Here is a 22,969-nt window from a genome sequence, read left to right as displayed (position 1 = left end):
CAGGACCACCCCGGCGCCTGATCGAGCGCCGCGGGGGTGGTTGGGAGCACCCCTGCGGACCAGGTACTATTTACGGGTCAGCAGGCGCCGCTAGCTCAGTTGGTTAGAGCAGCTGACTCTTAATCAGCGGGTCCGGGGTTCGAGTCCCTGGCGGCGCACAGACGGAAGAAGCCCCTCGCGGAAGCGGGGGGCTTCTTCGTGCTCCGAGCCTCCTAGGATGTTGCCGATGTGCTTGCCCACCGCCGCTTCCGTGACCACCAGCTCGCGGGCGATCGCCGCGTTGGACCCGCCCTCGGCGACCAGCGCGAGCACCGCGCGCTCGCGCGGAGTCAGCTTCTCCAACGGATCCCGCTGCCGGCGCAGGAGCGGCCGTACGACCTCCGGGTCGACGACCGTGCCGCCGGCGGCGACGTGGGCGAGCGCGTGTCGTTCGGGTCGGCTCGCAAGGGACCCGCGCCCGGGAGCTCCAGGCCGGCGAGCAGCGGCAAGTGCGCCCGCTCGGTGACGAGCACCCGGCAGTCGGTGTGCAGGATGTCGCGGGCCAGTTCGGTGCGCGCAGGGTAGGCTTGATCCCGGCCACCGCGGCTCCCGCGAGAGCCGCCGCACTGAGCCACAGCGGGTATTCCGGAGTGTTGTCGAGCAGCAGACCCAGATGCGGCTCGGCGCCGCGCGGCAGCAGATCGGCCAGCAGTGCCGCCCGCGAGGCGGCGCCGGACGCGCCTGGTGGTGGCTGAGGACGGTGTCCGCGTCTCTCAGCCCGGGCCGGCGGTCGCCCCACTGGGCCTGCACGAGCTCCGCGACGGTGCCTGTGTTCGCCATGCGCCGTACGGTAATTAACGTGTCGTCAGATGGGGAGACGCCGAGTCCGGCTCAGTGGTCTCCCCATCAACCCCTGAGGGGCGGGACGGTCAGAACTGCACGTCCGAGCACGCGTAGAACGCGTTCGCCGTGTCATGCACGGTCCACACGGACAGGATGATGTGCTTGCCGGTCTTCTGGGTGGGGATCGTGCCCTGGTGGACGGCAGTGGACGACGGACGGGCGCCGTTGTAACTGACCGTCATGAAGGGCTGGGGGTCGAGCGCGGCCCTGGTGAGCGGCTTGGTCCGGTCCCAGCCGTTCCTGGTGATGTAGTACTTGAAGTCGGTCGTCGCGTGGGATGCGGTGAACTGCCAGCGGAAGCTGTACCCCTGGCCGCCCGTCACCCTGGTGGCGGGCCAGTTCCCTCCGCGCACCTCGTCGAGCTGGGCGAACTGACTGTTGCCGCCGGCACAGATCCTGCCGTCGGCGGGTCCGGCGCCGGGGAAGCCCTTGGGACCCTCGACGCTCTGCGGCTCCCACTGGATGGAGCCGCAGTTGGTGACTGTGCCGTTGGCGCAGAGCTTCTGCCGGCTGATGGGCTGGTCGGTGTATCCGTGACTGGTTGCGCTGCCGGTGGCGACTACGGAGATTCCGGCGACGGCGAGGCTTATCGCGGCCACGCCAATCTTTTTACGCATGACGCTCCTTGAGAACGTGGGGGAGTTCTGCGAGCTGTGCGCACTTCAGGTCTAGACCAAGTCCCAGACTATTGACAGCGACTGGCCGTGTCCATATCAAGGCGCGTACGGACCGGTCCCGCACACGATCCGGTCGCACCGCTCCCGCGAGGCCTCGACCAGCCGGCCGTTGGGCGTGTCGTTGCCCTCCACCCACGCCTCGGCCCCCGCGGCGCTGCGGCCACCCGCCAACTGCCGCTCCACCAGCCGTGAACGGCGCACCGCGGCGGGAGCCTCCACGTACCAGACCTCCGCCATCAGCGACCGCGCCTCCCGCCACCCGGGCAGATCGCACGCCAGGTAGTTCCCCTCGGTCACCACCAGGCGCGCCGCCGGCCCGACCAGGTGCCGCGCGGCGACCGGTTCGTGCAGGATGCGGTCATAGTCCGGTACGTAGATCTCCCGCGCCGGCCGCTCCCGCACCCGCCGCAGCAACGCCTCGTACCCCCACACGTCGAAGCTCGGCTCCGACCCCTTGCGGGCGGTCAGCCCGAGACGCTCCAGCTGGACGTTCGAGAGGTGAAAGCCGTCCAGCGGCATATACGCGGCCGAGCCCGCCCCGTGCGCCCGCTCCACCTCTGCGACGAGCTCGCGCGCGAGGGTGGACTTGCCGGCCCCGGGCGGGCCGGCGATCCCCAGCACCTCGCGACGCGCGCCGACGCGCTCGGCCACCGCCCAGGCCCGCGCGCCCAGTTGCACCAGATTCATGCGCGAGAGGGTAGCCCCGCAGGGGGTGTCCGGCCGGTCATGCCGGACACCCCCTATCCGACCCTCCCCGTGTAGAAGGCCACCGTCAGGTCCTTCACCAGCGCCTTGCGCTCGTAGTCGTCGAGGTCGACCAGTCCGCGTGCGGTCAGCCGGTTCACCGTGTCGTCCACCGCGTCCACCACCGCGGTGAGCACGCTGTCGCGGTGCTTGGCGTCGAGCGCCTCCACGCGGCTCCGCTGCATCGCGGCCGCCACTTCCGGCGCGTACTCGATCCGCGTCGGCTGGGCCGAGAACACCTCGATCCCGACGGGCTCCGCCTCGGCCGACAGCATCCGGGTGAGCTCGTCCCCGACCGCCTCCGCGTCGCGAAGCGTCGGCGCCTCGTCGTGGAAGGCGTCGGCCGGCAGTTGGGACAGCACCCGTGCCATCGCCGCTTCGACCTGATCACGCAGATACGCCTCGTGGTCCGCGACGGCGAGCGCCGCGCGCACGGTGTTCTTGATCTGCCACACCACGAGCACGACCACCCGCAGAGCGACCCCGTTCGCGTCGACGACGGGCATCGGTTCGCTGCGCCAGTGCCGAAGCCGTACGTCGACACGTCGGTGCATCAGCAGCGGGCTCATCCAGACCAGCCCGGTGCGCCGGACACTGCCGCGGTACTGCCCGAACAGGGTCAGCACCCACGCGTGGCCGACCCGGCCACGGCCTAGGCCGCCGAGGGCGAGGAGGGCGAGGAGGCCACAGACCGCGAGCACCGCCCAGTGCCCCAGCCCGAGACCGCTGTACGGGTAGGAAGGGAGCCCGGTGGCACGGGCCACCGAGTCGGGCAGGAACCCGGCCCGCAACAGCGCCCCGGCACACCCGACCAGCGAGACCGTCCCCGCAAGGAGTGCGGCCCAGCCGGGCAGGGCGGGTCCGGGGTGCTCGACGAGGTCGGGATTGACGGGCGGCGCGGGCCGCCCGGCGCGCCGCGGGGCCGTGCCGTTCTGCGAGACGTCGCGGAACGGCATGTGCACCGGGATCTCGGTGCCGGCGTCGTTCTTGATTACCGTGCCGGGCAGTTGCCCGGCCGCCCGGGCGTCGTCGGCGTCGCGGAACTGGTCCGCGGCGGATCCGACCACCACACCGGCCGCCTCGTCGGCAACTTTCCCGTGGTTCAGGGGCGCGACGGGGTGGTCGCGGTTCACGCCGTCGACGGGGTGCGCATCGCGGTCACCGTCCACCGGCCCCGCGGCATCCCGCGGACCCCACTCGTCCACCGGTCCCGTGCCGTGTGCCGCGTCCACGACATGGCCAAGGCCCTGGGCCTGGACCGGAGTTACGGCCTGGGCCTGGGCCGGATCGCCCGGCTGGGCCGGCCGTAGGAACTGGGCGTGTCCCTCCGCATACGCCGTATCACCCATGGGTGCCGGACTTGCGGCAGATGCGGGACCGGCGTCGTGTGCGGGCTCCACCACGTCCATGGACCGTGCGGCGCCGTTAACGGGATGCGCGGGCGCAACGGGATCCGGCCGGTCCACCGGACCGACGGAGCCGGCCGGAACCGTCCAGCCCGCGAGGTCCGCCGGCTCCGGCTGAGCCGCATGCCCGACGAGATCGCCGAAGCCCGGACCGCCCACCGGGCCGGCAGGGTAGGCAAGGGCGGACCGGTCCTGCGTCTCCACCGGCTCGGACGGACCCGCAGGGACCACGTGGCCGTTGGCCACGGCCTGGACCGGCCGCTCGACCGGCTCCGCCGGGCGCCCGTGGTCCGCGGAGTGGCCGGGGCCCACATGGGTCATCCGGGCCGACGGGGCGGCAGCCCACGCGCGTTCCCCGGACTCCACCGGATTCGCCCCTTCCACGGAGGGCATGGTGACCCCGGCGTCCGCGTGGGTCACCGCGCCGCCGTGGCCCACCGGGCCCCGCGGGTCGGCAGAGGCCTCCCGGTCCGGCACCTCCACCGGCTCCGCAGAGCCCGCGGGCACGTGACCATTGGCCACGGCCTGGACCGGTCGCTCGACCGGCTGCGCCGGGGCCGCATGGGCCATGCGGTCCACCTGGGCCATGCGCCGGCCGGGCTCCATCCGGCCCACTGACCGCGCTCCGTTCAAGGGGCCGACGGGAGCCTCGGGCGCCCGTGTCTCCTCGCGGTACGCCGTTGCCACGTCCAACGGGTCGACCGGACGCGCCACGGTCGGCGGGTTCGCGGGGGGCGCCGGCCATCCGTTCACGGGCTGCGCCGGGCCCGCCGGAGCAGCCACGTTGAACGGACCGACGGGAGTCCGCGGGGCACGCGCCTCCGGGCCGTACTCACCGGACACCGGAGCCGCCGGAGCCGCCGGAGCGGGAGCCGCCGGGTTCGCAAGCCACCCGTTCACGGAATGCACCGGACCCGCCGGATTCGCCGGGTTCCCCGGGTCTCCCGGGGTCACCGGACCCGCCGGGTTCGCCGGGTTCGCCGGCCACCCGTTCACGGACTGCACCGGAGCCGGAGCAGGCGCGTTGAACGGACCGACGGGAGTCCGCGGGGCTCGCACCTCCCCGTGGTGTGTCCCGGCCACCGGGCCCCCGCCCGCATAGCGCTGCGGGTCGGCCGGGGCGACTCGAACCTCACCGTGGCCCGTGTGGTTGGCGGGCCGCGCCGCCGGGGGCGCCGGGGGCGCCGCCCAGCCGCGGTCCGCCGGTGCCTCTTCGGGGCGCGTCGGCGCTTGTCGGGCCCATGCCTGCCTGCCTCGGGCCGCCGCGTCGACCCGGCCCGGCCGGCCCGGCCGGGGCGGCAGGGGCGGCAGGCCCTGTGGTTCCGGCGGCAACACGTGGTCCGCCGGGTCCACCAGGACCACATGGGCCGCCGGCTCTGCCAGAGCCACCGGGCTCGCCCCCTCGGTTGCCATGGGGGCGGGGGCGCGCAGGCCCTCGGCGCCGGGCTCGGGCCAGGGCCCGGCCGGCTCCATGGGCGTGCCCTCCGGGTGCGAATACGCTGTACTCATCTTTGCCTCCGTCATGCGAAGAGCCGCCGCCAGGTCTCGGGACCCGGGTAGCCGTCCGCGGCAGCGCCGCGCCAGCCCTGGGCTCGCTGGAACGCCTCGACATTGCGTCTGTCCGCCTCGTCCCAGCGCGGTCCCGGCTCCGACACGTAGTGCTTGCCGAAGCCCTTCTTCACCAACTGCCTGCCGAGCCTTTCGATCTCCGGTCCGGTCTGCCCCGGCCGGAAAAGTCCCTTGCCCGGATACGCCGGCACACCGCTCGCGCCGGCATGCCCCGAGCGGGGGATGTCCTTCCCCTCCTTCTGGACCAGCAGCCGCCAGGTCGCGGCGCCCGGGAGCCCGTCGGCGTCCGCGCCCTTCCAGCCCTGTGCCTGCTGGAACGCCTGGGTGGCAAGCCGGTCCGCATCACTCCAGCGCGGTCCGGGCCCGCGCCCGTAGAAGCGGGCGGCGCCGCGGCCGATGAGCATGTCGCCGAGGCGGGTGACGTGTTCGTTGTTCGCGCCGGGTCCGAAAGACGCGGCGCCCGGGTACTCGGCGCCGCTGCCCGCCACGTCGGCCGGCGGAGTCGGTGCCGCGGGCGCACCCGGCGCGGCGGGCGCGGCGGACTCGGCGGGCGCGGCGGACTCGGCGGGCGCGGCGGACTCGCGCGGCGTCGCGGGCACAGTCGGCGCCGCTGACGAGTCCGGCGCGGTCGGCGCCGAAGTCGCGGGATCGACCGGGCTCGCCGGATCGACCGGTGTGGTCGGATCGACCGGTGTGGTCGGCGTCGTGGGCTTGGCCGGGGTCGCGGGCTTGGCCGGCGTCTCCGGCGCCAGGGCCTTGTAGCGGTACGGGACATAGCGGTCGGCGTTGTTCCAGTACCCGTACGGCGTGGCCAGCCTGCGGGCGTACGGGCGGGTCTGCTCGTACGCGGTGTAGTACGTGTGCGTGGGGTCGGCCCAGCCGCCGAAGATCGTGACGTGCGAACCGTTCGTCGGATTCGCCGGATTGTGGAAGAGGAGCATGTCCCCCGGCAGCAGCTGGTCCTTCGTGATCCGGTCGGCGAACGTGTCGAGGCTGCCCGTCCACTCGTTGCTGCCGAGGTTCCAGGCCATCGACACGTAGCCCGAGCAGTCCTGCCGGTACCCGTCCCTCCAGTACAGCGACATGCTGTACGGAACCCGCTGGCTCACCCACTTCCTGGCCCGGTTGATGATCGTCGCCCGGTCGATGGGCTTCATCGCCGGCGCGCCGGGGTTCCCGGTGGGCGGATTGCCCTGCGGCCCGTGCAGCGGCTCCTTGCCGCCCTGCGGGTTGCCCTCGCCGGGGTCCGGGTCGCCCGCCCGGACCGGCGCGTGCTCGGGTGCGGTGCCCGCAGCCGCCACTCCGCCACCGCCACTGAGCGCGACCCCCGCCGCGGTGGCGAGCACGAGCGCCCGGCGCGCTCCGTGTGCGGCCGGGTGCCCGCCGTCCTTCAGCGGCAACGCGTGGGTCCTGGCCCTGCGCTGCCGTACACATCCCACGCAAGCGCAGTCGCTCGCGGGCTCGAACTCTTCAAACACCGGTGCCTGCACCGGCATCGCCACCGGCTCTGATGCCGGCAACGCCCTGGCCATCGTCATGCCATCCCGTCCGCTCCCCTTGACGCTTATCCTCTGGACATAGTGCATGTTGACGTACCAAAAGATGATTAATGGGACAATCAACGGCGTGGCCGGTCGGTATCACCCTTCTGCTTCAGGTAGAGTTCTCCAGGTCAGCAGGCGCCGCTAGCTCAGTTGGTTAGAGCAGCTGACTCTTAATCAGCGGGTCCGGGGTTCGAGTCCCTGGCGGCGCACAGACAGAAGAAACCCCCTCACCTCCGGTGAGGGGGTTTCGACGTTCCGACCCCGCTTCGGGGCCGTATGCCACCCTTGCGATCAAGGCGAGCGGTCGTGGACCCTATCCTGGAGCCAATGGCTCCAATGGGGCAGGCGTTCCGAGCACTTGGAGTCTCGGCCGGTTGCGGCGCAGAACGGGGTGGGGGCCCCGTAAACGAACAGATGTCGGTGCGGGCATCATGCAACCGGACAGCTTCCGTCCCGTGTCTGTAGGGACGGTGGCTCGCCACCAGTGTGCCCGAGGCGGTCGAGGGGGACCGGCACCTCTGGGCAGAGGACCGACGACCACGCAGCCCAGCATGCGTGCGGGGGGAATGACTCATGACGTCGACGCCGACCGGCGCCCGGCACAATTTCGACCCGTCCCAGACGACACAACTGCGGGTACCCCCGCACCGGGCGGGAGGATCCCGCCGACGCCAGAAGAAGGCGCTGCCGCGTTACGACTACGAGCACTACAGCCGGCTGGCCGGTCCCCTGACCCAGCCGGACCCCGCCAAGCCGTACAAGGTCCAGTACCGTTCGCTGCTCTCGCAGGAACCGCACCGGATCCGTGCCGCGCTTCTGCTGGGCGCGGCGCCGCTGGTCTCCCTCGGCCTGCTCGTCTGGCTGCTGCAGCCCGCGCACTGGACCGAGCGGGATCCCAATCTGCAGAACGACACCCTGCTGATCCTCGACGTGATCATGCTCGTGTCGATCGGCCTGATCGAGCTCTTCCGCACCATGAACGTCACCTCGAACGCGCACGCGACGCTGGTGGCGCGCGACCCCATCCCGGTCGTGCCCGAGACCGGCACCCGCGTCGCCTTCCTCACCTCCTTCGTTCCCGGCAAGGAACCGCTGGAGATGGTGACGAAGACCCTCGAGGCCGCCGTGAAGATCCGGCACCGCGGGCTGATGCACGTCTGGCTGCTGGACGAGGGCGACGACCCCGCCGTCAAGGAAGTCTGTGCCCGGCTCGGCGTCCACCACTTCTCCCGCAAGGGGGTTGCGAAGTGGAACCAGCCCAAGGGCGCGCACCGCGCGAAGACCAAGCACGGCAACTACAACGCCTGGCTCGACGCGCACGGCGGTGACTACGACTTCTTCGCGTCCGTCGACACCGACCACATCCCGCTGCCCAACTACCTGGAGCGGATGCTCGGTTACTTCCGCGACCCGGACGTCGGCTTCGTCATCGGCCCGCAGGTCTACGGCAACTACGACACCTTCGTCACCAAGGCCGCCGAGTCGCAGCAGTTCCTCTTCCACGCCCTGATCCAGCGCGCCGGAAACGCCTACGGGGCCCCGATGTTCGTCGGCACCTCCAACGCCGTACGCATCAGGGCGATCAAGCAGATCGGCGGTCTCTACGACTCGATCACCGAGGACATGGCGACGGGTTTCGAGATGCACCGCGCCAAGAACCCGGCGACGGGCAAGAAGTGGCGCTCGGTCTACACCCCGGACGTACTGGCCGTCGGTGAGGGCCCGACCGCCTGGACCGACTTCTTCACGCAGCAGCTGCGCTGGTCGCGCGGTACGTACGAGACGATCCTCAAGCAGTACTGGAGGGGCTACGGCACGATGCCGGCCGGCAAGCTCTTCAACTACACGATGATGATCATCTTCTACCCGATGTCGGCTCTCAACTGGATCCTCGCGGCCCTGAGTTGTGCGCTGTTCCTGGGCATGGGCGCCTCGGGTGTGCAGATCGACCCGGCCATGTGGATGATGCTGTACGGCAACGCGTCCGCGCTCCAGATCGGCCTCTACATCTGGAACCGTCGCCACAACGTCTCGCCGCACGAGCCGGAGGGCTCCGGCGGACTCGCCGGCATGGTGATGTCCGCTCTCTCCGCACCGATTTACGCGCGTTCCCTGATGGACGCGGTGCTGCGTCGCAAGAGCTCGTTCGTGGTGACGCCCAAGGGCGACTCCTCCAGCCCGGACACCCTCTTCGGCACCTTCCGCATCCACCTCTTCTTCATCCTGGTCTTCGGCGGATCGCTCGCCTCCTCGTTCTGGTTCGGGCACGACCACCCCGCGATGATCACCTGGGCCTCGCTGGCGCTGCTGATCACGGCCGCCCCGATCTTCGCCTGGCGGCACGGCGTCCGGCAGGAGAAGAAGCGGAAGGCCCGCCCACCCGTTCAGCCCGAGCGACACGTTTCGCCCGAGAAGCCGAACCTCGCCGCCGCAGACCAGACCATGCAGATCGCCCTTGGGGGACGTAAGAAATGAAATACCGTCCAAGCCGCCGCACCCGCCGCGTAGCGATAGGTGCGGCAGTGGTCGTTGCGCTGGCGGGGTTCAACGGGCCTGCGCTCTACCGCTTCGGCTCGGAGCAGTACCACGAGTACAAGATCAACCGCCCCGAGTACAAGGCCGACAACGGCCACTGGGACATGCTCGACGTACCGGCCGAGTACAAGATCAACACGATTCACGCAGCCCTGCTGCACACCGGAAAGGTGCTGCTGGTCGCCGGTTCGGGCAACAACCAGAAGAACTTCGACGCCAAGAGCTTCCGCTCGGTGCTCTGGGACCCCGAGACCGACACGTACAAGAACATCCCGACGCCCAAGGACATGTTCTGCGCCGGGCACACCCAGCTGCCCGACGGAAAGCTGCTGATCGCCGGCGGCACCAAGCGGTACGAGAAGCTCAAGGGCGACGTCACCAAGGCCGGCGGCCTGATGATCGTCCACAACGAGGACCCGGACGCGCCCAAGACGCTGCCCGCGGGAACGGTCTTCACCGGCAAGAAGAACGGCAAGACGTTCGTCTCGAAGGACCCGGTGGTCGTCGAGCGCGCGAAGAAGGTCTTCGACCCGGCGACCGGCAGGTTCCTGCGGACGGAGGCGGGCCTGGGCCGTATCTACGTCGAGGCGCAGGAGAGCGGCAAGGAGTACGAGACCGGCACCGAGGACAACTACCGGGTGACGGGTCTCAAGGGGGACGACGCCCGCAACGTCTACGGCATTGCGCAGAAGCTGGCTCTCGACAAGAAGGACTTCCAGGGCATCAAGGAGGCCTTCGAGTTCGACCCGGTGGCGGAGAAGTACATCACCGTCGACCCCATGAACGAGGCGCGCTGGTATCCGACGCTGACCACCCTGGAGGACGGCAAGGTCCTGTCCACCTCGGGGCTCGACGAGATAGGCCAGATCGTCCCGGGCAAGAACGAGGTCTACGACCCCGAGACCAAGAAGTGGGAGTACCTGCCGAAGGAAATGAAGCTGCCGACCTACCCGGCGCTCTTCCTGATGGACAACGGCAAGCTCTTCTACTCCGGCTCCAACGCGGGCTACGGGCCCGCCGACGTGGGTCGCGAGCCCGGCATCTGGGACGTGGACAGCAACAAGTTCACCAAGATCCCCGGCCTCAGCGACCCGGACCGGATGGAGACCTCGCTCACCGTCATGCTGCCGCCCGCCCAGGACCAGAAATTCATGGTCGTCGGCGGCGGCGGGGTCGGCGAGTCGGAGAAGGCCAGTGAGAAGACCCGGCTGGTGGACCTCAAGGAGGACAACCCCCGCTTCAGGGACGGCGCTTCGCTCACCGAGGGCACCCGCTATCCGAGCGGCTCACTGCTGCCCGACGACACCGTCCTCGTCACCGGTGGCTCCAGCGACTACCGCGGCCGCGGCGGGTCCAACGTCCTCGAGGCCCGGATGTACGACGCGAAGGCGGGCGAGTACCGCAGGGTCGCCGATCCGGCGGTCGGCCGGAACTACCACTCCGGCTCGGTGCTGCTGCCGGACGGGCGCGTCATGATCTTCGGCTCCGACTCGCTGTACGCCGACAAAGAGAACACCAAGCCGGGCGTCTTCGAGCAGCGCATCGAGATCTACACCCCGCCGTACCTCTTCCGCGACTCGCGGCCGGAGCTCGGCGAGGGCCCCAAGACCGTCAAGCGGGGCGACACGGCCGTCTTCAAGTCCAAGGACGCCGCGGCCATCACATCCGCACGGCTCATGCGGCCGAGCGCGGTCACCCACGTCACGGACGTCGACCAGCGGTCCATCGCGCTGGAGCTGACGAAGACAGAGGACGGCGTCTCGGTCACCGTCCCGGAGAACCGCGCCCTGGTCCCGTCCGGCTGGTACATGCTCTTCGTCGCGAACGCCGAGGGCACGCCGTCGGAGGCGGTCTGGGTCGAGGTGCCGTAGCCATCGCCGGATGTACGTCCGGATGTACGTCCGGATGTTCGTCCGGTCGTACGTGAAGAGTCGTACGTGAGGAGGGGGGCGTCCCGGGCCGGGGCGCCCCCCTCCTCACGTACCGTGTGGCTACTTCGTATTGCGGGCCAGCTCCAGCGCGTACTGCGGCCACCAGTCGCCCGCCTTCGGACCGCCCTTGCAGTCGCCGTCCGACTCGCCCGGGCGCTTGACCCACAGGTACGCCTTCACCAGGGGGTCGCCGGTCTTCGTCGTGGGGGTCTCACCGAGCGCCCGGCCTGGCGGGTTGCACCAGTTCTCCTTGGGATCTCCGCCGGTGTACGGGCCGTTGCCGTTGCGGCTGGTGTCGATGACGAAAGGCTTGTTGCCGACCTTCGCGGAGAGTTTCTTGCCGAACTCGGTGCTGGCCTGCGTGGTCTGGAAGTTGGAGACATTCACCGCGAAGCCGTCCGCCTTGTCGATGCCCGCCCTCTTCAGCGGGTCGAAGAGCGCGTCCGGCGACTGCCAGCCGGCGTTGCCGGCGTCCAGGTAGACCTGCGTGTTCGGCAGCGTCTTCAGTTTCTCCACTGCACCCTTGAGCAGGTCGTAGCGCTCCTCGTGGAACTCGCCCGGCGTACAGCCGTCGACCAGGTGCAGGATCGCGTCGGGCTCCAGGATCACCGTGGCGGGACGGTCGCCGATGCCCTTGGCCACGCTGTCGATCCACGCGCGGTAGGCGTTCCCGTCCGAGGCGCCGCCCTTGGAGAACTGGCCGCAGTCACGGTGCGGGATGTTGTAGAGCACCAGGAGCGCGTCGCGGTCGGCCTTGACTGCCGCCTCGGTGAAGCCTTTGGCCTCACCCTCCGGATCCTCCGCGCCGATCCACTCCCCCACCGGCTGCTCGGCGATCTTCCTGATCAGCTCGGCGTTCTTGTCGTCCTCGTCGTCGAGGTAGACGGCGACCTGCCTGGCCGCCTTGCCCTGGGGGTTGACCCAGAACGGGTCTGTTTCCTTGGGCTGTTGGGAAACGACCGGGTTCTTCGTCCCACCGTCGCCGTCGCCGTCGCCGTCGCCGGAGGAACATCCCGCAAGCAGGAGCACCGCCCCGACCGCGGCCATGCCCGTCTTCACACTGCCGTACATCCACTCCCCCTTGGGTGCACCGAGCACAGGACTTCCCGGGCTCCCCTGCCCGGACAAGACCGGTCGAATCCATCCTGGCACAGCGTTCCGACGGCCAGCGGGCGGTGCCCGTGTCGTCGGAAAGCTGTTACGTCAGGAGAGGGCGCCCGTGAGGCAGGCCGAGACCGCCACGTCCGGACATGTCAGTCGCTTCGGCGCCGGCGTCGCAGTGCCCGGCCGGCCACCGCGACGATGGCGGCTGCCGCGAGGAGGATGCCGACGACGGTGTGCGGAGTGCTGGGCCCGTCGTCCGCCGCGGCCTGCGTGGCGGTACCCCCGCCACCGGCCCCTGCCGGGGAGACCGGCGACCGGTGGTGCGTCGGCTCATCCGCCGGGGCGTGCGCCGCCGGCCCGTGCGTGGGCCCGGCGACCTGCACGCCGGCCGTCGCCGACCTCATCTCGCCGTCCTTGCCGTCCTTTCCGTCCTTGCCGTCTTCGCCGTCCTTGCCGTGGCAGAGGACTGCAACCGTGTGCCGGCCGGCCTGCGCACTCGACGTGATCATCGCCTCGCCGTACAGCGGGCTCCCGCGGCCGTCCCGGACCGAGAGATGGCCGTCGGCCACGAACACGGCGGACTCGGCGGCTCCGGTCCTGCCGTCGCACCCGGTCGCCCGGAGTTCGATCTCACCGCCCGGTGCGACGGTGGACGGAGTGACGGTGAGCGCGGCGCGGTTCTCCTCACCGGCGTACGCGGTGCCGACGGGGGCGGCCACCAGTACGGCGGCCGCTCCTACGGCACGGAAAGTGAGCAGAGCTGAGCGCATCGTCAACCTCCTGATACACAGAAGACTCACGTGCGGCGCACTCTTTCGCATCCGGCCGGGCCGGTGACTGATCCGTACGGGGGTACGAACCGGCCCGCGGGGCGGCCTCAGACGCGGTCGATCAGGTCCGCGATCGAGTCGACCGTCTTCGACGGGCGGAAGGGGTACTTGTCGACGTCGGCGGGCTGCGTGACGCCGGTGAGCACCAGGAACGTCTGCATCCCCGCCTCCAGCCCGGCCAGCACGTCGGTGTCCATCCGGTCCCCGATCATCGCGCTGGCCTCGGAGTGCGCGCCGATGGCGTTCAGCCCGGTCCGCATCATCAGCGGGTTGGGCTTGCCGGCGAAGTAGGGCTCCCTGCCGGTCGCCTTGGTGATCAGCGCGGCGACGGACCCGGTGGCGGGCAGCGGGCCCTCCGGGCTCGGACCCGTCTCGTCGGGGTTGGTGCAGATGAACCGGGCGCCGGCGTTGATCAGCCGGATGGCCTTGGTGAGGGCCTCGAAGCTGTACGTACGGGTCTCGCCCAGCACCACGTAGTCCGGCTCGAAGTCGCTCAGGACATACCCGATGTCGTGCAGGGCGGTGGTCAGACCGGCCTCGCCGATGACGTACGCCGTGCCGCCGGGCCGCTGGTCGTCCAGGAACTTCGCGGTGGCCAGCGCGGAGGTCCAGATGTTCTCGACGGGCACGTCGAGGCCCATCCGGGCCAGCCGGGCGTGCAGGTCGCGCGGAGTGTAGATGGAGTTGTTGGTCAGCACCAGGAACGGCTTGCCGGACTCGCGCAGCGCCTTGATGAAGGCGTCCGCCCCCGGGATCGGGATGCCCTCGTGGATGAGGACGCCGTCCATGTCGGTGAGCCAGGATTCGATCGGCTTGCGCTCTGCCACTGGACTGTTCTCCGCTCTGCGGTGGCCAATACTCGACTGCTCGACTGTCCGACTCGCCCAGCGTAACCGGGACGGGCCGTGGACGACCTTGCCGTCCACGGCCCGGACGGCCGGCCGGGACTTCACCCGGCGCTCACCTGCGCATCAGGCGAGCCAGACGTTGTCGAGAGTCCAGTACCAGTTGTTGCTGCCGCTGTAGCGGAAGCGGACCTGGACGTCGGTGGCACCGGCCGGCACCTGGAGGGGGACCGACTCCCACCGTGCGACCGCGTCGGCCGTGTAGCTCTTCACCACGGCCGGGGTTCCGCCGTTGTACGAGACGAGCACCTCGGCCTTCTGACCGGCTTCCTGCCGGTAGTGCGTCTGGAAGCGCAGTGTCCTCGAGGTGCCGCCGGTGACCGCCCACTTCGGGCTGACCAGTGTGGAGTCGTACGTACCGCTGAAGCTCTTGTCGGCCCACTCGTCGGAGTCGGCGACGGCGAAGACGTCCCGGGAGCGGACGTTCAGTTCGCGCCACTGGTCGCGCTGCGACTGACTCCAGAACTCGTCGGTCGCGAAGGCCCAGCCACGCCATTCGGTGACGCCGCCCGTACCCATCCTGGAGTTGTCGACGGACCACCCGGCGGGCGCGGTGTGGGTGAAGCCCTTCACTCCCGATCCGATGCCGGTCTCGTCCACGCGCGCCTGGAGGTTCGGCCGGAGGGTGTCGAAGGCGTCGTTGTCCGGGCTGCGCAGCGGGACCCCGTCGAGTCCGGCGGTGGAGACGCCGACCTGGTCGAGCGCGGTGGCGGCGACGTCGACGAGTCTGACGTCGCCGCGCACGGAACCGGCCGGGACACCGGCGCCCTTGGCGATGACGAAAGTGCCGCGCTCCTTGATGGAGGAGCCGCCGTGACCGCCCGCGTCGGTGTGGCCGAGATCGGTGGTGACCAGGATCGTCCAGTTTTCCTGTGCGTACGTCGGGCGCGAGGTGACGGCGTTCAGCACGGTACCGATGTGCTTGTCGCTGCGGGCGATCGCGTCGAGGTACTGCGAGCTGGCCGCGCCGTGGTTGTGGCCGGCGATGTCGATCTCACCGAAGTAGACGTAGGCGGCGTCGGGGTTCTGGTTCCGCAGCTCGTCGGCGGCAGCGGCGGCGATCCTGGGGTCCTCGACGTCGTAGCCGTGGGCGTCGCCCTTCAGGCTCAGCCGCTTGTCGACCGCCGCGGAGAAGATGGGGCCGCCCTTGTCCGAGGAGGTGATGGGCTCCCAGTCCGCGGCGCGAGCCCCTCGGGACAAGGGAAGCGTTCGAGGCTGATCAGGTTGCGGCCGGGACGGCGGCCCTGACGGCGTACGCCCTCGGTGTAGCTGACGAGCGCGAGCGGCTGCTCCAGCTTCGGGCCCGCGACGACCGTGCCGCGCCCGTGCCGGCGCAGCCGCCCCTCCAGCAGCAGTTCACGCAGAGCCTGCCGGACGGTCTCGCGCGCGACCCCGTACCGCTCGGCGAGATCGCGTTCGGTGGGCAGCAGCCCGCCTTCGCCCAACTCGTCGAGCAGTACGGCGATCCGGGCCTTCACCGCGTAGTACTTGGGAACGCGCCCGTGCTCGGGGACGCCGGACCGGATGGCTGCGCCGGGGACCTGGCCGTTCGGGTAGTCCACGGTTGGACTGTACGGCCGGTCAGCCTCTGCGCAGGCGCCGGGCTCCCATCACGAGGGCCCCGCCGCCGAGCACGAGCCCGCCGGCGACGACAGCGAGGCGGCGGAGCCGGTCCTCGTCCACGCCTGTGCCCGCACCCGTACTCGCGAGCCCCTCGGCCGGTGGCTCGGACGGGCCCTCGTCGGCCGCGGCGATGGAGAAGCGGTAGTCGCCGGAGCCGGCGGCGTCGCCGGATTCCCCGACCCAGTCCCCGTCGTCGCCCTTGCGCTGGACGACGGCCGCTTCCGCGACGACCTCGTTGGGCGGCGCGTCGGCGGTGAACGCGAGCCGGATCTCGACGGTGCGCGTTCCACCGGGCTCGACGGTGAAGCCGGGAAAGTCCGTGCCGTCCTGCAGGACGCCGATGGTCTCGTCCTCGTCCGTCTCTTCCAGGGTCGCGGGCCGGTGGCGGCCTGCCTCCGCGTCGAAGAACTCCATCCGGACGTGAGAGGCCTTCAGTACCCGGTCGCGGTCGGTGAGTACGACCACAGGATGGATCTCGCGGCATACATCCCGGGTGGTGTTGGTCAGCTCCAACTGCCAGGTCTTCCACTCGCCGCCGGGCCGGTAGATCGCGGGCCCGCCGTCGATCGCGGCACGGAGCGGAAACTCGCGGCCGGCGGGGTCCCCGCAGCCGGCCGGCAGGCCCGGGCCGGCTGCGACCGTCTGGTCGGCGAGAGCGGGGCCAGGAACCGCGGGGCCAGGAACCGCGGGGGCGGCGACCGCGGGGGCGGCCGGGACGATCGCCGCTGCCGCCATCGCCAGTGTGGCGATCGCTGCTGTGGCAACTCCGAGGGCAAGGGCAGTGGGCAGTCGCATGAAGGGCCTTCGCTGCTCGCCGGGCGTGCGTCGGACGCGTATCGGACATTTGTCGGACCAGATGACTAAATGACATGGCTCGGCCGAGACCTTGCCAGGCGCGCCGGCCTTCACCGGGACGCCACGAGCCCCTGCACCCGGACCGATCCCCGAATCCACGCGAACGGTCCAGTGGCGACCGCGCTCCGGGCGCGGTCAGCGCGGTGCGATCGCTCGCGGGGTCGCGTTCGGTCGCGCGGTCGAGCGGTCGTGCACCCAGCGGGGCCGGCGGGCCGGGCGAGCTCGGCGGGCCGAGCGGGGCCGGGCAGGCGGGGCGAGCCGACCGAGCCGGCCGCACCCGATCGGCGCCGGATAGGCGCCGGATAGGCGCCGGATAGGCGTCGGATCAGCGTCGGGCAGGGAAGGCTACTTCCGCCGCCCGGCCGAACACCGACGCGAGGACCAATTGCGCCGCCCCGTCCGCGACTCCGCGCGCGCCGCCCGGCGCCACGGCCACCGCCACCGGCACCGCGCCGGGTCCGCCCTCGCGCCGGGCACGTTCGGCGAGTACGTCCGCCACTCCCCGCACGAAGCGCTCGGCGTCGGCGTCGACCGTCCGGCCGCCGAGCAGGACGCGGTCGATGTCCAGCAGCCCGACGAGGTTCGCCGCTCCGGCGCCGAGGACGCGCGCGGCCTCGGCGATGTCGCCGCGTCCGACCGCGTCGAGGCACAGCGCCTCGATACAGCCGCGGCTGCCGCAACTGCACAGGGGGCCGTCCAACTGAATCACCTGGTGGCCGAATTCGCCCGCGCCGGTGCGGGCACCGCGGTGGAGCGCCCCGGCGAGGACGAGGCCTGCACCGAGGCCCGTACCGAGATGGAGGTACGCGAAGGATTCCCCGGCGGGGTCGTCGGCCACCCCGCCCAGAGCCAGGCCCAGAGCCGCGGCGTTGGTGTCCTTGTCGAGCACGACCGGCAGGCCGAGCCTGCGGGCGAGGGCGTCGCGCAGGGGGTACCCGTCCCAGTGCGGGAAGCCGGTGACACGGTGCAGCACACCGGCCGCGTGATCAAGAGGCCCGGGCACAGCAACTCCGACACCCAGGACTCCCCGGGCTCCGTCCGGAGCGGCCGGCTCGTCCGCAGCCGGCTCGGCCTCGGGCACCACTCCCGGGGGCGAGTCCCCCGCAACCTGGCAGAGCAGCGCCTCGACCTCGCGGGCCGCCGCCTCCACCACCTGCTCCGCGCCCGCGCCGAAGGCCAGCGGCGCGGTGCGTGCCGCGACGGGCGTGCCTGACAGGTCGGCGAGGACGGCCGTCAGCTCGTCACGGTCCAGGTGCAGGCCGACGGCGTAGCCCGCCGCCGGGACGAGGCGCAGTACCGTGCGCGGCTTGCCGCCGGTGGACGCGCGACGGCCCGCCTCCGCCGCCAGCCCGTCCGCCCGCAGTCGCGCGGTGATCTTGCTGACGGCCTGCGGGGTGAGCCCGGTCCGCTCGGCGAGTTCGAGGCGGCTGATGCCGTCCGGACCCGCCGTACGGAGCAGGTCGAGCACAAGCGCGGCGTTGTGGCTGCGCAGCAACGGCAGATTGGCCCCGGCCGTCCCGGCCCCTGAGTTACCCCTGTTCACATCCGCCATTCTCCACTGCGCTTGCACTTTGGCAACAGCGTTGCTTAAGTGGGGAACATGACTGGCACCGGCACCCCTCTGCGCGTAGGGCTCGTGGGCTACGGCCTGGCGGGCTCCGTATTCCACGCTCCGCTGATCACATCAACCGAGGACCTCGTCCTCGACACGATCGTCACCTCGAATCCGGAACGGCAGGACGAGGCCCGCGCCGCCGTTCCCGGTGTCCGCATCGCGGAGTCGCCGGACGAGCTGTGGGAGCGCGCGGACGAGCTCGACCTGATCGTCATCGCGTCCCCCAACAAGACGCATGTCCCGATCGCCCGCGCCGCGCTGAACGCCGGTCTGCCGGTCGTCGTGGACAAGCCGCTCGCCGGCACCGCCGCCGAGGCGCGCGAGCTCGCCGGCCTCGCGGAGGAGCGGGGGCTGCTGCTGTCCGTCTTCCAGAACCGCCGCTGGGACAACGACTTCCTCACTCTCCAGCAGCTGATCGCCGACGGCGAGCTGGGCGAGGTCCAGCGCTTCGAGTCCCGCTTCGAGCGCTGGCGGCCCCAGACCAAGGGCGGCTGGCGCGAGTCGGGCGACCCGGCGGAGATCGGCGGTCTGCTCTTCGACCTCGGCAGTCATCTCGTGGACCAGGCACTGGTGCTCTTCGGCCCGGTGGTACGCGTCTACGCCGAAGCCGATGTACGCCGCCCCGGCGCCGAGACCGACGACGACACGTTCATCGCGCTCACCCACGCCGGCGGGGTCCGCTCCCACCTCTACGTCAGCGCCACCACCGCCCAGCTCGGTCCACGCTTCCGGGTGCTGGGCTCGAAGGCCGGATTCGTGAAGTACGGCCTCGATCCCCAGGAGGCGGCACTGCGCGAGGGCAAGCGTCCGTCGGCCGACGGCGCGTGGGGCGAGGAGCCGGAATCGGCGCGCGGACGCGTGGGTTCCGGAGAGTCTCCGCTGACCGGCGGCGGGATTCCCGTACCGACGCTGCCGGGCGACTATCCGGCGTACTACACCGCGGTGGCGGCAGCCGTCCGCGACGGCGGGAAGCCCCCCGTCACCGCGCAGGAGGCGGCGGCGGCGCTGGACGTACTGGAGGCCGCGCGTCGCTCGGCTCGCGAGGGCATCACGGTCGAGCTGGAGCACGCCGAATCGGAGCACGCCGAACGGCAGCAGGCGGAACGGGAGCCCAAGGCATGAGCGCGGACACCCCCGACATCGCGGCGCTCGAGGAGCAGGAACGCCGTCTGGTCCTGCCCTCGTTCACATACGAGGACGCCTGGCGTCTGGGCGGCCTGCTCGTCGAGCTGGCGTCCGCCCGGTCGGCGCCGGTCGCCATCGACATCCGGCGCGGGCCGCAGCAGTTGTTCCACGCCGCATTGCCGGGCAGCACCGCCGACAACGACGCCTGGATCGACCGCAAGCGCCGGGTCGTCGAGCGGTACGCGGAGAGCTCCTACCTCGTCGGTACGCGCTTCCGCGCCAAGGGCACCACGTTCGAGGAGTCCTCGAGGCTCGACCCCGACCGCTTCGCCGCGCACGGCGGCTCGTTCCCGCTCGCGGTCGAAGGCGCGGGCGTGATCGGCACGGTCACGGTCTCCGGCCTTCCGCAGGCCGAGGACCACGCCATGGTCGTGGAGGCACTGGAGCACCTCACGGCAGGCTGATGTTCCGGCGTGACCGGCCGGCCGTCCTGCGGCCGGCCGGTCATGGCAACACAGGTCAATACGGGGCGGAACAGGACCGGCTAAGCGTCCTTCAGCTCCTGCCGCTGGCGGCCCAGTCCCTCGACCTCCAGCTCCACCACATCACCCGAGCGCAGGTACGGCTTGGGGTCGGGCTGTCCCATCGCCACACCCGCCGGGGTGCCGGTGTTGATGACGTCGCCCGGGTACAGCGTCATGAACTGGCTCACGTAGCGGACCACTTCACCAACGGGGAAGATCTGGTCGGCGGTCGTGCCGCTCTGCTTCAGCTCGCCGTTGACCCAGAGCTTCAGGCTCAGGGCCTGCGGGTCCGGCACCTCGTCGGCCGTCACCAGCCAGGGGCCGAGCGGGTTGAAGGTCTCGCAGTTCTTGCCCTTGTCCCAGGTGCCGCCGCGCTCGATCTGGAATTCGCGCTCCGAGACGTCGTGCGCGACCGCGTAGCCGCCCACGTGGGCGAGACCGTCCTCGGCCGAGTCGAGGTAGCGGGCGGTACGGCCGATGACGACCGCGAGCTCCACCTCCCAGTCCGTCTTCACGCTGCCGCGCGGAACCAGCACGTTGTCGTCGGGGCCGACGACGGTGTCCGGCGCCTTGAAGAAGACGATGGGCTCGACAGGTATCTGCGCGCCCGTCTCCGCCGCGTGGTCGTGGTAGTTCAGCCCGATGCACACGATCTTGCCGATCCGGCCCAGCGGGGGCCCGATCCGCGAGTCCTCGGCATCGAGCACCGGCAGCTCGCCGGCCGCCGCCGCGTCCCGTATCCGGGCGAGAGCGGACGGGTCGGCGAGCAGTGCGCCGTCGATGTCCGGGGCAAGTCCGGCCAGGTCACGGAGGGTTCCGTGCTGATCGAGCAGCGCGGGGCGCTCGGCCCCCACCGTGCCGACACGCAGCAGCTTCATGGGCATTCTCCCGTGGTCGAGGGTCGGCCCGGGGGTGCCCCCGGGCCGGCCGATGGGGTGCGGCCATCGGAGGATTGGCTGATCCTCCAAGGAATATGTCCACTCCGCAACACCCTGTTCACGGACTGGACCGTTACCCGGCGGTAGTGGTGGGCCGGTCGCGGTACAGCCAGGCTCGCTCGACCGCTGTCCAGGCCGTGGTCGTCAGCAGGTAGAGCCCGGCCGCGAGCGGCACGACGGCCGCGGTGACCAGCGTCCCGAACGTGAGCAGCGGAAGGACTCGGGTCAGCCCCTGCATGCCAGGGGTTGCCGGTATCGCCACCACGGCGTCGGCGGTCCGGCGGCGGGCCCGCAGGAAGGTCCACGTCGCCACCGCCGCGATCGCGGCGAACAGCCCGAGGAACACCAGTCCCTGCGCCCCGAACGCCCCACCCTCCCCGAGCGCGTCGAACCACCGGGCACCGAGCGGCGCGGCGCCCAGCTTCTGCCCGAGCAGCTCGTTGACCTCGCCGCCGATCCGCGACGACGAGAAGATCTGGTACATCACGAAGAAGACGGGCAGCTGCACCAGCATCGGCAGACAGCCGGCCAGCGGCGGCACCTTCGCCTCCGCGTGCAGCTCGAGCACGGCCTTCTGCAGCCGGTCGGCGTCCTTGGGCCGGCCGTACGTGCTCCGAAGCGCGGCCAGCTGCGGCGCGAGCGCCGCCCGTGCCTTCTCACCGCGGACGGCAGCCCTGGTGAGCGGGTGCATGGCGACCCGTACGAGCATCGTGAACAGCACGATCGCCGCGGCGGTGGCGGAAGCCGCGAAAACCGGGTCGAGCAGCCCGGCCAGCTGCACAACAAGAGTGGCGAAAACGGACATGGAAAACCCTCCGAGGGGTCTCGTCGAACCGAAGTACCGAAAAGGGCAGATATCGGCGTGACAAGCCACGAAGAGGGCGAAAGACACACCCCAGCCGTACGTGTCGTACGTGAAGTGCGGGACCCTACGCGGCCGTCGGGACGAGACGGCCGGGGGCCCTGGGGCGCGGACGCCCCGAAGCGTCGGGATCGCGCTGGGGCAGGAAGGCGGTGCGCCGCTCCCGGTCGCGTATGGCGGTCCGTATTCGCGTCGGCGGGACGGGCGCCGCACAGCGGGCGGCGATCACCGTAGAGGCGAGCAGCGCGGCTCCGGCCGCGGCGGTGGCGGCGAGCGCGACGGCACCCGCCAGGCCGCTCTGGCTGAGCAGGAGCCCGGCGAGCAGGAAGAGGAGCAGGCTCAACTGCATACGCACCGCGGTCGCGCCGGCTACCCGCATGCCGTCCCCCCTCTCCCCTGCGTGCCCGCGCGTGCGAGCGTTTTCGATACTAACCACCCCCACTGACAAGCGGGGTGGGCGGCCCTAACGCCGCTCGACCGACTTCAGCTTCCCCCACACCACCAGCCGGTACTTGGAGGAGAACTCCGGAGTGCAGGTGGTGAGCGTGATGTAGTACCCGAGCTTCCCGTAGCCGTACGCCGGCTTGACCGCACTCCGCGGAATCGGCGCGATCACACCGCCGTCCCGCGCGGATGTCTGCGCCAGCGTCCGGTCCACCACATACGTGAAGCGCCCCACTCGCGTTTCCACGCGCAGCTCGTCACCCGCCCGCAGCCGGTTGATGTAGCGGAACGGCTCACCATGAGTGTTTCGGTGCCCGGCCACCGCGAAGTTCCCGGCCTGGCCGGGCTGGGCGGTCTGCGGATAGTGCCCGACGTACCCCTTGTCCAGGACGCCGCGCTTCCCCACTCCCTGTGCGACGGGCGCGGCCACGCCGAGCCGCGGAATCCTGAGCACGGCGTAAGCCCGGTCCCACCGCGGCGCCCGCGGCTTCTCCCGCGCGCCGGCCCGTACGGTCTCCTCGGCCTGCGGGCCGTCGGGCACCGGAACCAACTCCTCGGGCGCATCCTCCCCGGCTGCGTCCTCCAGAGGCGCATCCGCAGGGACCTCGGTCCGCTCCCAGGCCCGCTCCAACGCCTGGACCTGCCGCTCGGCACCCTCCCGCGCCTCCCGGTTCGTCCACCACAGCTGGTGCACGACGAGCAGAAGCAGGACCACACCGAGGGTCACCGCCACTTCGGCCGCCGCCCACAGACCGCGCGCCAGAGCCGCCCGCCTGCGGACGGTCCCCTGTACGACCACCGGCAACCGCTCCCGCACGGGCCCCCCTTCCACCGCCCCGCACGATAAGGGGTCCTC

17 protein-coding genes, 2 tRNA genes and 4 pseudogenes are annotated in these 22,969 nt (G+C 71.1%); 6 read left to right on the top strand and 17 right to left on the bottom strand.

Annotated elements, in window-relative coordinates; translation table 11 throughout:
- Positions 1 to 84: 84 nt before the first annotated feature.
- Positions 85 to 158: transfer RNA gene (locus AB0M62_RS18145), tRNA-Lys, on the top strand.
- Positions 159 to 213: 55 nt separating this feature from the next.
- Here the strand turns inward: AB0M62_RS18145 and AB0M62_RS18140 are convergent.
- From AB0M62_RS18140 to AB0M62_RS18115, 6 genes and pseudogenes are all read right to left on the bottom strand, one after another.
- A pseudogene (locus AB0M62_RS18140) lies at positions 214 to 423 on the bottom strand (LuxR C-terminal-related transcriptional regulator); the annotation flags it as partial.
- Positions 424 to 455: 32 nt separating this feature from the next.
- Positions 456 to 819 (bottom strand): annotated as a pseudogene (locus tag AB0M62_RS18135) (AMP-binding protein); the annotation flags it as partial.
- Positions 820 to 908: 89 nt separating this feature from the next.
- Positions 909 to 1,499, bottom strand: a complete 591-nt coding sequence (locus AB0M62_RS18130) for a lytic polysaccharide monooxygenase (protein WP_366075198.1) — start codon at positions 1,497 to 1,499, stop codon at positions 909 to 911.
- Between the two features lie 96 nt (positions 1,500 to 1,595).
- The gene (locus tag AB0M62_RS18125; protein ID WP_366075197.1) at positions 1,596 to 2,246 is read right to left on the bottom strand and encodes a nucleoside/nucleotide kinase family protein; all 651 of its coding nucleotides are present in this window, start codon (positions 2,244 to 2,246) and stop codon (positions 1,596 to 1,598) included.
- A 53-nt stretch (positions 2,247 to 2,299) separates the two neighbouring features.
- Positions 2,300 to 3,214, bottom strand: a pseudogene (locus AB0M62_RS18120) (SPFH domain-containing protein); the annotation flags it as partial.
- Between the two features lie 2,015 nt (positions 3,215 to 5,229).
- Complete coding sequence (locus tag AB0M62_RS18115; RefSeq protein WP_366075291.1) at positions 5,230 to 6,774, bottom strand: peptidoglycan-binding protein; 1,545 nt, start codon at positions 6,772 to 6,774, stop codon at positions 5,230 to 5,232.
- Positions 6,775 to 6,957: 183 nt separating this feature from the next.
- On the opposite strand from AB0M62_RS18115, the gene AB0M62_RS18110 reads away from it, so the two are divergent.
- The 3 genes from AB0M62_RS18110 (at position 6,958) to AB0M62_RS18100 (ending at position 11,228) form a co-directional block, all read left to right on the top strand.
- Positions 6,958 to 7,031 (top strand) — tRNA-Lys (locus tag AB0M62_RS18110).
- A gap of 364 nt (positions 7,032 to 7,395) precedes the next feature.
- A complete protein-coding gene (locus AB0M62_RS18105; RefSeq protein ID WP_366075196.1) occupies positions 7,396 to 9,297 on the top strand; it encodes a cellulose synthase catalytic subunit in 1,902 nt (633 codons plus the stop codon).
- Positions 9,294 to 11,228 (top strand): galactose oxidase-like domain-containing protein, encoded by a 1,935-nt coding sequence (locus tag AB0M62_RS18100; protein WP_366075195.1) that lies wholly within the window; start codon positions 9,294 to 9,296, stop codon positions 11,226 to 11,228. Before AB0M62_RS18105 ends, AB0M62_RS18100 begins: the two co-directional genes overlap by 4 nt.
- Before the next feature lie 120 nt (positions 11,229 to 11,348).
- On the opposite strand, the gene AB0M62_RS18095 is transcribed toward AB0M62_RS18100, so the two are convergent.
- The 7 genes and pseudogenes from AB0M62_RS18095 to AB0M62_RS18065 all read right to left on the bottom strand — a co-directional run bounded on the left by AB0M62_RS18095 (position 11,349) and on the right by AB0M62_RS18065 (position 18,148).
- Positions 11,349 to 12,359, bottom strand: coding sequence for a glycoside hydrolase family 6 protein (locus tag AB0M62_RS18095; RefSeq protein WP_366075194.1), 1,011 nt, complete (start codon positions 12,357 to 12,359; stop codon positions 11,349 to 11,351).
- A 182-nt stretch (positions 12,360 to 12,541) separates the two neighbouring features.
- Positions 12,542 to 13,162, bottom strand: coding sequence for a hypothetical protein (locus AB0M62_RS18090; protein ID WP_366075193.1), 621 nt, complete (start codon positions 13,160 to 13,162; stop codon positions 12,542 to 12,544).
- A gap of 107 nt (positions 13,163 to 13,269) precedes the next feature.
- Entirely contained in the window at positions 13,270 to 14,049 is a 780-nt protein-coding gene (locus AB0M62_RS18085) for an HAD-IIA family hydrolase (RefSeq protein WP_366075192.1), read from the bottom strand.
- Positions 14,050 to 14,193: 144 nt separating this feature from the next.
- The gene (locus tag AB0M62_RS18080) at positions 14,194 to 15,327 is read right to left on the bottom strand and encodes an alkaline phosphatase family protein (protein WP_366075191.1); all 1,134 of its coding nucleotides are present in this window, start codon (positions 15,325 to 15,327) and stop codon (positions 14,194 to 14,196) included.
- A pseudogene (locus AB0M62_RS18075) lies at positions 15,309 to 15,689 on the bottom strand (GntR family transcriptional regulator); the annotation flags it as partial. The gene AB0M62_RS18080 and the pseudogene AB0M62_RS18075, both read right to left, overlap by 19 nt.
- A gap of 19 nt (positions 15,690 to 15,708) precedes the next feature.
- Positions 15,709 to 16,545 (bottom strand): hypothetical protein, encoded by an 837-nt coding sequence (locus tag AB0M62_RS18070; RefSeq protein ID WP_366075190.1) that lies wholly within the window; start codon positions 16,543 to 16,545, stop codon positions 15,709 to 15,711.
- Positions 16,546 to 16,930: 385 nt separating this feature from the next.
- Entirely contained in the window at positions 16,931 to 18,148 is a 1,218-nt protein-coding gene (locus AB0M62_RS18065; RefSeq protein ID WP_366075189.1) for an ROK family transcriptional regulator, read from the bottom strand.
- Positions 18,149 to 18,205: 57 nt separating this feature from the next.
- Between AB0M62_RS18065 and AB0M62_RS18060 the strand changes: the two genes are divergently transcribed.
- Both AB0M62_RS18060 and AB0M62_RS18055 read left to right on the top strand, forming a co-directional pair.
- Positions 18,206 to 19,342, top strand: a complete 1,137-nt coding sequence (locus tag AB0M62_RS18060) for a Gfo/Idh/MocA family oxidoreductase (RefSeq protein WP_366075290.1) — start codon at positions 18,206 to 18,208, stop codon at positions 19,340 to 19,342.
- Positions 19,339 to 19,809, top strand: a complete 471-nt coding sequence (locus AB0M62_RS18055) for a heme-degrading domain-containing protein (protein WP_366075188.1) — start codon at positions 19,339 to 19,341, stop codon at positions 19,807 to 19,809. The genes AB0M62_RS18060 and AB0M62_RS18055 overlap by 4 nt, the downstream gene beginning before the upstream one ends.
- Positions 19,810 to 19,889: 80 nt before the next feature.
- On the opposite strand, the gene AB0M62_RS18050 is transcribed toward AB0M62_RS18055, so the two are convergent.
- The 4 genes from AB0M62_RS18050 to AB0M62_RS18035 form a co-directional block, all read right to left on the bottom strand.
- Entirely contained in the window at positions 19,890 to 20,747 is an 858-nt protein-coding gene (locus AB0M62_RS18050; RefSeq protein WP_366075187.1) for a fumarylacetoacetate hydrolase family protein, read from the bottom strand.
- 133 nt (positions 20,748 to 20,880) lie between these two features.
- Positions 20,881 to 21,612, bottom strand: a complete 732-nt coding sequence (yidC, locus tag AB0M62_RS18045) for a membrane protein insertase YidC (protein ID WP_366075186.1) — start codon at positions 21,610 to 21,612, stop codon at positions 20,881 to 20,883.
- Positions 21,613 to 21,736: 124 nt separating this feature from the next.
- Positions 21,737 to 22,018: a DUF6412 domain-containing protein gene (locus tag AB0M62_RS18040; RefSeq protein WP_366075289.1), complete on the bottom strand. Its 282-nt coding sequence runs from the start codon at positions 22,016 to 22,018 to the stop codon at positions 21,737 to 21,739.
- A gap of 114 nt (positions 22,019 to 22,132) precedes the next feature.
- Entirely contained in the window at positions 22,133 to 22,930 is a 798-nt protein-coding gene (locus tag AB0M62_RS18035; protein ID WP_366075185.1) for a class E sortase, read from the bottom strand.
- Positions 22,931 to 22,969 lie beyond the last annotated feature (39 nt).

It is taken from the genome of Streptomyces sp. NPDC051219, from assembly GCF_040682335.1.
Lineage (GTDB): Bacteria > Actinomycetota > Actinomycetes > Streptomycetales > Streptomycetaceae > Streptomyces.
This window is presented reverse-complemented; position numbering and strand designations above follow the sequence as displayed.